Origin of the sequence: Barnesiella sp. CU968 (assembly GCF_905219685.1) — a bacterium.
GTDB lineage: Bacteria > Bacteroidota > Bacteroidia > Bacteroidales > Muribaculaceae > Lepagella > Lepagella muris_A.
Genome location: NZ_CAJMXD010000204.1, coordinates 1 through 5,331, shown reverse-complemented (window position 1 = coordinate 5,331; position 5,331 = coordinate 1). Strand labels below are relative to the sequence as shown.

Annotated in this window: 7 protein-coding genes; 4 read left to right on the top strand and 3 right to left on the bottom strand. The window is 45.3% G+C overall.

What is annotated here, in order from left to right:
• A partial coding sequence (locus JX312_RS08730; RefSeq protein WP_204457731.1) for a hypothetical protein occupies window positions 1-260 on the top strand: 260 nt, incomplete at its 5' end.
• A 76-nt stretch (window positions 261-336) separates the two neighbouring features.
• Here the strand turns inward: JX312_RS08730 and JX312_RS08725 are convergent.
• The 3 genes from JX312_RS08725 to JX312_RS08715 all read right to left on the bottom strand — a co-directional run bounded on the left by JX312_RS08725 (window position 337) and on the right by JX312_RS08715 (window position 3,238).
• Complete coding sequence (locus tag JX312_RS08725; protein WP_204457730.1) at window positions 337-1,569, bottom strand: site-specific integrase; 1,233 nt, start codon at window positions 1,567-1,569, stop codon at window positions 337-339.
• A gap of 89 nt (window positions 1,570-1,658) precedes the next feature.
• Complete coding sequence (locus tag JX312_RS08720; RefSeq protein ID WP_204457729.1) at window positions 1,659-1,964, bottom strand: helix-turn-helix domain-containing protein; 306 nt, start codon at window positions 1,962-1,964, stop codon at window positions 1,659-1,661.
• Window positions 1,965-2,854: 890 nt separating this feature from the next.
• Window positions 2,855-3,238, bottom strand: a complete 384-nt coding sequence (locus JX312_RS08715; RefSeq protein WP_204457728.1) for a hypothetical protein — start codon at window positions 3,236-3,238, stop codon at window positions 2,855-2,857.
• Between the two features lie 229 nt (window positions 3,239-3,467).
• On the opposite strand from JX312_RS08715, the gene JX312_RS08710 reads away from it, so the two are divergent.
• The 3 genes from JX312_RS08710 to JX312_RS08700 form a co-directional block, all read left to right on the top strand.
• The gene (locus tag JX312_RS08710; RefSeq protein WP_204457727.1) at window positions 3,468-3,716 is read left to right on the top strand and encodes a hypothetical protein; all 249 of its coding nucleotides are present in this window, start codon (window positions 3,468-3,470) and stop codon (window positions 3,714-3,716) included.
• Window positions 3,717-4,074: 358 nt separating this feature from the next.
• Window positions 4,075-5,007: a DNA adenine methylase gene (locus JX312_RS08705; protein WP_204457726.1), complete on the top strand. Its 933-nt coding sequence runs from the start codon at window positions 4,075-4,077 to the stop codon at window positions 5,005-5,007.
• 3 nt (window positions 5,008-5,010) lie between these two features.
• Window positions 5,011-5,331, top strand: a 321-nt coding sequence (locus tag JX312_RS08700) for a type II restriction endonuclease (protein WP_239653867.1), incomplete at its 3' end; no start/stop codon positions are given.

Here is a 5,331-nt window from a genome sequence, read left to right as displayed (position 1 = left end):
TCCATAATTCAAATTTTATGGCAAAGTTAGGAACTTTACAGACAAGCTTAAATACGCTATCGCGGACGGTTGTACCATTAAAACGTGATTTTATCGGGGCTAAAATAGACAATGATTTATTCCTATACCTAACTATACCAGAGTTCAGGGACGAGATTAGGCAATTACTAAACGATATTTTTTTGACGGATACATCTGCTTCATTTTCTGATAAAATAGGGTTGCTTTCTCTTATATGCATCTTATGCACTGTCGCATAACACCATTGACTATGAGTATGCTGGATGCAAATCACTCAATGACCTGACGAATACACATCTCTTCAATAGTTTATCTTCATAGACAATTTAATATGATACTATTGGCGCGGTCGACGACGGAGGTGTCGAGGCTGGCGAGGTAGATTTGGGTGGTTGCTTCACTATCATGGCTCATGCCCTCCGAGATGACTGAAAGGGGGATGCCTTTGGCTTTGGCGGCGGAGGCCCAGCTGTGACGAGCGACGTAAAGGGTCAGCGGGATTTGGACTCCTACCATCTTGGCTATCTTCTTCAGGTTGTGGTTGATGTTGTAGCCCATGTTTCGGTAAGTGCATCGCTCATTGGTGCCGGGATTCTTGATTATGGGGAGCAGGTATTCGGTAGCGTTTTCTGGGTACTTGTCGAGTATTATCTGCATTTCCTTTGTCCATTCGATGATTAGCTGCTGGCTTGTCTTGCGACGGCGATAGGTGACATATCCGTTTTTGAGGTCTGATTTTTTGAGAAATGCCATGTCGATGAAGCTCATCCCTCGGAGATAAAAACTCATCAGGAACATATCGCGGGCGAAGTCAAGTGACGCATTCAGCGACAAATCCAACGCCTTTATTTTCTTGATAACAGGCAGTGACAAGGCTCGTTTGACCGTCTTGTCAACGCCGGTGTAAACNTGCTTGAACGGATTGCGGTTTTCGATGATGTCATCTTCAACTGCTCTGTTATAGACGGCACGGAGTATGCGTGTGTAGAAAGATATGGTGTTTGGTGCAACGCCACGACTCTTATGCCATGCCTCGTAAGCCTCCATTATCTCGGAGGTGAGACAGTCGAGCATTATGTCCTCGTCCTGTCGGTAATTGTCTTTAGACGCTTGGCTCGCCAAGAACTTCTTGAAACTGCTGAGCGCAGACTTGTAGGTCTCGGAAGTCCTGACCTTACCGTTCTGTTTTAGCTTGACGATGATACTTTCCATGAAGTTGAACAGGGAGTATTCATTAGCGTAGCGGTTGAACTCATCTATCACGTCATCGGCAGTGTATGAGGGACCGTTGGCATCAAGCTTTTTGTCGATTTTGTTCAGCCTCTCAACATCCCAACGGATGCGCTCACGGATTGAGAGGATAAACGCCTTGCGCTCACTTTTTTGGTTGGTGGTGACCATTGAGCGGGACTCATCCCACTCCGAGGTAAATACTTTGTAGTCCGAAGGGAGTTGTCGCACCTTCCTTTCGTGGATAATCTGATAGTAGATTGTGCCCTCGTGGTCAGCGACAGTCGAAGGCCGGAACTTTACTTTTATCGAAGCCATTGGATTCTGAATTTTAACTGCCTTTAAGATATATTGAAGGGATGCATTTTTGAGATGCATCCCTTCAACTCACGAGATAAATGTAAAATTTATCCGCCTATCCGGTGCTGGTGGAGGAAGGCGTCGAGGTCGGCGCGGCTGACGTAGATTTTGCGACCTATCTGGGAGAAGGGGATGAGGCGTTGGTCGCGGTAATTTTGCCATGTCTTGGGGGAAATGCCGAGGAGCTTGCGGGCCTCTTCGGATTCTATCCATTCGCTACTGGAGTCATCGGCGTTGCGTCGGGTGATGAGGTCGATGATTTGCTCCAGCGTGGCATGGAGGTTGCGCCATTCTTCTTCCGGCACTACGAACAATAGAGTTGATGGGTTGATATTTTGCGGGGTGCTTTGCATTAGAGCGTGAGAGTTTTGATTCCATCTACAAAGAAGATAGAACCCGGTTGAAAATTTAGTTGTCTATTCGCATGACCGCTCAATCAACTGAATACGCAACTACCTGACCACTCAATTAACTGGTCACACAGGCGATTGACTGATTGGTTGAAGTGCTGACTAATCAGGTCTTCAACCAATCAACCGGTTAATCGCGCAACTGCGCAGTCAGATGATTGGGTGGGCGATTTATTGGGTGTATAATCAGTTGGGTGAAGTATCGACTGAATTGCCGAGGGACCATATAGGCGGCAGCAATCGACGGTCATAGGGGCGGTAACATTTACCATCCACGCATAGGCGAGAACCTATTGCGCTGAAAATCAGTGGAGACTTGACGGAGATTCAGTTGATTGACTGATTAGCCAACCACACAGTGCTCGCGCGTGGGCTTGACCCACCGCTACCAGTCAATCACCGTCGGGTGTCATAGTATTATTAAGAGACATCTCGTATCATCGACCCGATTTGAGAGCCTCCCGTCGGAGGCGTTTCGTGTCGTTGACGTTGCAAACGTAAGGGATAATTTTTCATTCCCACCAAACATTTTTGGCCGGATATAGCATAAGGTTGTACATGTATATCACTATATACAATAGATATAGCCCCGTTTCCGGTATCGTTCCATCCGAAATATCTGCCCTCGACATCCGCACAGCCTTAAGGCAGACTACCACAGAGGTAATCCATTCAAGTTTTCTTATAGGAGAGTGTGCTCATTGGAGCACAGCAAGGTGTCCAAACAGTTACCGTTTGGATTTCGGGGAACTCTGCCGTTACCACGAAATAACCTTGCCGTGCCGGGGCTTGGGACTGCTCCGAAGTCGCTGTCCCCTTGTCTTCTTATAGTTTCACAGCCTCAAAGCATCCATTAAGGCATTCGCCAAATCAGATGAGACCATCCGTATAACATTTGTATCGGCAAGAGAACGGCCGATGAGGTTGACGCTGCCGTACCAGCCTATACGTTGGTCGATGACGGCGCATTGCATCTTACTCTCTGGCCGGTGGATGATGCTGAAGCCCATCGCCTGAAGTTCGGCTTCGCTATATCCTGTTTCAGAGATGACGATTGTGATACTGATACCACGTAATATAGTAGCGGCTAACAGGTCAATGATTCGAGGTGTTCGGTTCCAGCGCAGACGTGTTGTCGATATTACAATGCTTTGTTTGGCTGATACAAGGTCGTCATGAAATGGCCTTTCAAAATCCGTTGCATCGAAGATTGACAAGCGTTTCAGTTACGGCAATATCCGAAAGCATCTGTCCAAGAATCGCCCATTGCATCCGAACTCAAAATTGATGTATGCCGATGGCTCTGTGGTTCCGATAAACAATTTCCGAGGAGTGAGATTTTCGGGACAGTAGATTAATGACTACGTTGCCGGCAAAGCAATCCGCGTCGATGGATGTAAGGGAGAATACTCTACCGTCTATTTGAAATTCGTTCCGGAACTCAAAATGCCAAAAATATTTTCCTCAAATCCGGACGAGCCTAAGCAGACTGCAACTTCTTCCTTTGCCCCATCGTTCAGCCATACTCAGCAACCGCCCGCTCCCGAAGATGGATGCTGTTCAGTATCCGGAGGCGATACCGAAACATTCCCTGAATTCAAGGCGAGACATCCTGAGCTGACTCCCAAGCAAGCCCTCGATGCATGGCGAGCCAAACGCCGGGGCAAGCACCTCAACGGCGGCTTCCACATGTGACAGCAGGCCCTATCCAATGCCATCGGCAGCTCCAGCAGTTGCTGGTAGCATTTACGCATTCATTAATCTGATTTTGTGAATCTGACTTCTGACTTCGAAGTTTCTGACTTCGAAGAGTATTATACATGTTTCTCGGCATATTTGAATGCCATTCCAAAAATTCTTTGTAACTTTGTATCTTAAGTAACAAGAAACATCTGAACATGGTCGATACGGTTTAATTATACCACGGCAGAGATGCCACAAAACCAACAATCCTTCAAGCTCCATAGCAGTCGTTACAGGCTCGACCAGCCTTCAGATAACTGCCAATGGAGTTTTTCGTTTATTAGCTTGTAACTGAATGATAGTACAAACTATGACAAGAACAAAGGCGAAGCCTTTTCTGAAGTGGGCTGGAGGCAAGACTCAATTGCTTCCTACCATTGATTCATTCTTGCCGGAAACATTCCGCAACGAGGATGAAGTTACCTACATTGAGCCGTTTGTGGGGGGAGGTGCCATGCTGTTTTATATGCTACAAAAATATCCCAATATCAAGCGTGCGGTAATCAATGATATTAATCCTCACCTCGTAAAGACTTATAGTGTGATTAGGGATGAACCATATTTATTGATTGACGCATTAAATGAACTGCAAACTACATTTAAGGTTCTTGAGGATTACGACAAACAAAAAGAACTCTACCTTGATATACGAAGCCGTTTTAACCAACAACCTTTGACAGATATTGAGGAGGCATCATATATGATTTTCCTTAACCGGACTTGTTTTAATGGTCTTTATCGGGAAAATTCCAAGGGAGGCTTTAACGTGCCTTTCGGACGATACTCTAATCCGACTATTTGCGATGAAGATTTAATTCTTGCAGACAGCGAACTATTGCAGAAGGTAGAGATAATGAATGGAGATTTCTCCAATACTGCAGAGCATATACAAGGATATACTTTCTTCTATTTCGATCCTCCTTACCGTCCTCTTGATGCTACGTCAAGTTTCAATTCTTATGTAAAGGAATCGTTTGACGATAATGAACAGATACGCTTGAAGGATTTCTATTCAAACATTTCGGATTGTGGGTGTTACGCAATGCTCAGCAATTCCGATTGTAAGGGTCGGAATGCGGAAGATGACTTCTTTGACAGACTGTATGAGGCCTTCTTTATAGAGAGGGTCTATGCAAAAAGGTGTATCAATGCTAATGCTTCTAAACGAGGAGCTCTAACCGAATTACTAATAAGAAATTACGAAAACTATCAGGGAGAACCCACAAATCTTTTCAACTTATAAACCATGGCAGACAGATTCACCGACTTCATGAAACCACTGAAGGAAACCCATTTCTCTCTCAAAGATTATGTGGATTTTCCAAAGGTCGCAGCCAATGTCGAGGCAATATCTATAAAACTGAACCAGCTCAATTATCTTATTGGGCAAGAGGATATGGCTGAAGCAGTCAAACGGTTATGGGATGAGAACCCCAAAGTGTTTTCGGTGTTAGATGTGCTTATTGCAGTAAGAACAAAAGACAGAAAGAAGGCGATAGATGCTTATGGCAATATCCATTTGGTCAGCGACTACTTCAAATCGCCAGAACAGGTAAGGGAGTTTCTT